This window comes from Verrucomicrobiales bacterium (genome assembly GCA_016793885.1).
Classification (GTDB): Bacteria; Verrucomicrobiota; Verrucomicrobiia; order Limisphaerales; family UBA11320; genus UBA11320.
In genome coordinates this window covers 1-3,770 of the sequence record JAEUHE010000115.1, presented here as the reverse complement: position 1 = coordinate 3,770, position 3,770 = coordinate 1, and the positions used below count along the sequence as shown (strand labels likewise).

Here is a 3,770-nt window from a genome sequence, read left to right as displayed (position 1 = left end):
AAGCGCAACCCGCGATGGGGTTGTGAGAAAACCACGACTAACCCAGGGTAGGCGCTCCTGCGTCGCGCCAACCCTGGGCTTTGAGGCGGAATCCCTTTGGGATTCTAACATTTGGTCGAAGAACTTGTGGGTAATGCTTAGAGCCCTCTACCGCTTTTCAGGACCCGACGGAGTCGGGAACTTCTGCTGGCGCGGTGGCGTTCTCACCCCAAGACAATCACACCCGTTCCTATCCCATCCTCCCCGCTTGGATTACTCTGCTTTCCCTGCCAGAGTCCCGTCCGCATGTTTCCATACATTACCTCAGCTCAGGAAAAACAGTGGCGGCCAGGTCCCTACCCAGGCGTGGAACTTTTGGTGCTCCATCAGAATCCAACGACCGGCGGGGTCACGGTGCTGCGCAAATTTCAAGCCGGGATCACCGTACCAGAACACATTCACGCACAAGCCAATGAGTCGGTCTATATCCTGTCGGGAAGCTGGGAAGAGGGAGGGAAGGTCTACTCCACCGGAGATTTTTTCTACGCCCCGCGGGGCGAGCGCCACGGACCCCATATCGCCCGTACGGAGGTCCTAAGCCTGACCGTCTTCGACGGCCCTTTGACGGTGAATTAGAAAAGCCGGAAGGAACTCCTACGCAGTGAGTGCCGGATCAGTTCGCCATCCAACCCACACCTCCGGCCATCAAGGCCTGCGAGTGCGGGGGTTAGGTTGCCGAAGGCTTGCGGGGAGACTTGACCAACTCCGCGTCGTTATCGCGTAGCATTGCTGCTACCGCGGTGATGGGAGCCAAGGAGACAGAAACTCCGCGCTGACCTTCCGTTCGCGGCCGACGGTAATGAGCCAAAGTCTTACCAAGTTGAACAATCTCCACATATCCCTGGGGGAGACGCCATATTTGGCCCACTTCCAGGACCACATCGGTTCGTTTGAGCTTACGTGCCACAGAGGGATAGACTGGCAGAAGACTGGAAGCATTCATAGTACGAACTTTAACTAAAGCGAATGACTGAGGCGGAGGGCGTTCACCCGACCTACCTCTCGCCCCACCCAACAACCCGAAGCCACAGGCATTTGACATCCCTCCGGCTACGCCGCGAGAATAGGAATGTGCGCCCAGTCCCAGTTCTCCAATCCCATTCTCCGCAGAGGTTTCGACCTCCCTCCACGTCGACCAGCCCCATTCTTCTGGGTCTGCTGTGCACCTGGTTCATCTCGCTACTCGCCCCCGGAGCCCAATCCGGGACCGATCCGCGCCTCGAACACCAAGTCTATGTCTGGCAACGCGCATGGAACGATCCCGTCCTTCAAGCGGTAGGCTCGCGGGGCGGACCCTTCACCCGGTGGGTCGTCTTGAGCGCGGAAATCAGCTGGAAACAAGGCAAGGGGCAGCTCACCAGCGTGGAGGTCGACTACGCCGCGGTCGCGCAGACGGGAAGACCCGTCGGACTCGCCCTGCGCATCGGGCCATTCGCGGGACCATTCCAGACCAAAGGCACCGAGTTTGACCTGCTCAAAACAACGCTCCATGAACAACTCCGTCGAGCCAAGGCCAAGAGCCTTCAGCCCGTGGAACTCCAGATCGATTTCGACTGCGCCTCCTCGAAGCTAGCCGGCTACCGGATTTGGATCGAAGGTCTGAAACGGGAGTTTCCATCCTATCGTTTAACGCTCACGACTCTCCCCGCGTGGTTGGGTAGACCGGGGTTTGCGGATCTCGTCAAGGCGGCCGATGGTTTCGTGCTTCAAGTTCATTCCCTTAACCGCCCCTCCTCCTTCGATGCGGCGTTCACGCTCTGTGATCCCTCCGCAGCGCTGCGCTCGGTACAGACCGCCAACCAGGCAGGGGTTCCTTTCCGTGTCGCCCTACCGACCTACGGCTACCGTTGCGCCTTCGATCAACAGAATCGATTTCTAGGTCTCTCCGCCGAAGGTCCTCGCCCCGACTGGCCCCCAGGGACCCGTTACAAGGAGGTCCGCTCCGACCCGCAATCCATGTCCGAACTAGCCCGCATCTGGTCGACCCAGCGTCCCCCCTTCCTCACGGGAATCCTCTGGTATCGGCTCCCGGTGGATGGGGATCGGCTGAATTGGACATGGCCCACTCTCCAATCGGTCATCAGCGGATCGACCCTCAAACCGGACTTGCGGGTGGAGACAGCGACCGAGGATTCACTTTTATTCGAAATTGATTTGATCAACCGCGGGACGAGTGATGCAATTCAATCCGCCCAGATCCTGGTGCGTTGGCGCGGCAGCCGCTTGGTGGCGGCAGACGGGTTGGCTGGTTTTACGGCGGAGGACAAGGGTCCCGCCTCGATTCAATTTTCTTCCCCGACGGAATCGTTCCACCAGGAACCTTTCCGTCTGGAGCCCGGCCGGCGACAACGCGTGGGATGGGTACGATTCTCGAAACCCACCGAGGTGTCTTTTGAAGTTGATTCCCCAGCCCTTCCGCCGGGCACTACGCCCATTCCCGTCCGTTGAACGCATCCGTCGCTTCTGCTACTGTTTCATGGCGTTGGCGACTGCCTCAGCACTAGCCTGCGGTCCCGATTTTCCCAACTGGTTTCTGGGCGGAGGCGAGCAAACGTTGATCACCGCACCGACCGCGCAGTTTCGCAAGGAACTCGACCGAATGAGACTCGAGGCACCGCCCCATGCCGCTCGGCTGACCGGTCAGGATCACCCTAGTGAGACCATCACGGCGGAGCAGGCGGATCTGGACCAAGCGCTTGACCGAGCCAAGATCCCAGCTGCGGAACGTGCGCCTCACCGTGAAGCACTCCAGCAGGCACGTTTGACCGGTGTGGTCGATGCGTCGACCCAATTGCCAGCCGAGTTTGGGGAATACGCTCGCGGGGCTTGGCTGTGGCAGGCGGGACAGAAGGATCTAGCGCGTGCCCTTTGGCTCGGAATTCTCGCACGCCCGGCCGAGGAGCGCCGTTACAAGTCTACCTGGGCGGCCTACATGCTCGGGAGGTCCAGCGATACCAACGAGTGGGACCAAGCCATCGAGCGCTATCAACAAGTGCGAACCCTGGCGTCCGAAGGCTTTTCAGATTCATTGGGGCTGGCCGCCGCGAGCTACGGTTGGGAAGCCCAGCTTCGGTTGCGCCAACAAGATTACCTCCGCGCGATCGAGCTCTACCTGCGTCAGCTCGGATCCGGCGATGGCTCCGCGGTGGTCTCGCTCCGGGAAACCGCCCGTCGAGCGCTCAGCGAAGCCACCCCCACGCAACTTTTGGCACTGGCTCGCCAAGAGCAAAGTCGACGCGTCATCGGCAGCTGGCTCATCTCCGGCACCGACGACGCCTGGGCCCCCGAGACGCAACTGGCGGACTCGAAAAGCCTGGCCGGCCGCTGGCTGGCTGCAGTCGAGGCGGCTGGAATCCGGGACCTGGCCACCGGGGAGCAACTGGCGCTGGCCGCTTATCAGTCGGGCGACCTGACCAGCGCACGGCGCTGGATCCAACGCGCTCCCACCTCGCCCACCGTCCAATGGCTCAATGCGAAGCTCTGGCTGCGGGCGGGAAAGATTGATAAAGCCGCCGAGATTCTAGCACGAATCGCCGGTCATTTCCCCCTGGCAACCCCCACCGCTGCAGAATCGCGGAATCAGGGCCTGATCTGAATGGCGGTTAGTTAAGTCCTAAGCGTTTTTTGGAGAGACGTTTGCGACGAGGAGGATTGGGGAGGTTTGAGAGCATGTATTCGGCGGTTATTTGCTGCATTTGGAGGAGCGTTTCCCAGACCTTCCGTTGGTTGGC

At 60.5% G+C, this 3,770-nt stretch carries 4 protein-coding genes; 3 read left to right on the top strand and 1 reads right to left on the bottom strand.

From position 1 onward, the window contains the following. Nucleotides 1-285 precede the first annotated feature (285 nt). On the top strand, nucleotides 286-615 hold the full coding sequence (locus JNN07_12920; GenBank protein MBL9168639.1) for a cupin domain-containing protein: 330 nt from the start codon (nucleotides 286-288) through the stop codon (nucleotides 613-615). A gap of 91 nt (nucleotides 616-706) precedes the next feature. Here the strand turns inward: JNN07_12920 and JNN07_12915 are convergent, their stop codons facing one another. Continuing rightward, entirely contained in the window at nucleotides 707-982 is a 276-nt protein-coding gene (locus JNN07_12915; GenBank protein MBL9168638.1) for a hypothetical protein, read from the bottom strand. Nucleotides 983-1,110: 128 nt separating this feature from the next. Here JNN07_12915 and JNN07_12910 point away from each other — a divergent pair, with 128 nt between their 5' ends. Both JNN07_12910 and JNN07_12905 read left to right on the top strand, forming a co-directional pair. Continuing rightward, entirely contained in the window at nucleotides 1,111-2,487 is a 1,377-nt protein-coding gene (locus tag JNN07_12910) for a DUF3142 domain-containing protein (protein ID MBL9168637.1), read from the top strand. Nucleotides 2,488-2,515: 28 nt separating this feature from the next. Continuing rightward, nucleotides 2,516-3,634, top strand: coding sequence for a hypothetical protein (locus tag JNN07_12905; GenBank protein ID MBL9168636.1), 1,119 nt, complete (start codon nucleotides 2,516-2,518; stop codon nucleotides 3,632-3,634). Nucleotides 3,635-3,770 lie beyond the last annotated feature (136 nt).

Bases quoted from the DNA above. Each gene is read 5' to 3' on its own strand.
- JNN07_12905 (MBL9168636.1), top strand. From the start codon at position 2,516: ATGGCGTTGGCGACTGCCTCAGCACTAGCCTGCGGTCCCGATTTTCCC.
- JNN07_12920 (MBL9168639.1), top strand. From the start codon at position 286: ATGTTTCCATACATTACCTCAGCTCAGGAAAAACAGTGGCGGCCAGGT.
- JNN07_12915 (MBL9168638.1), bottom strand. From the start codon at position 982: ATGAATGCTTCCAGTCTTCTGCCAGTCTATCCCTCTGTGGCACGTAAG.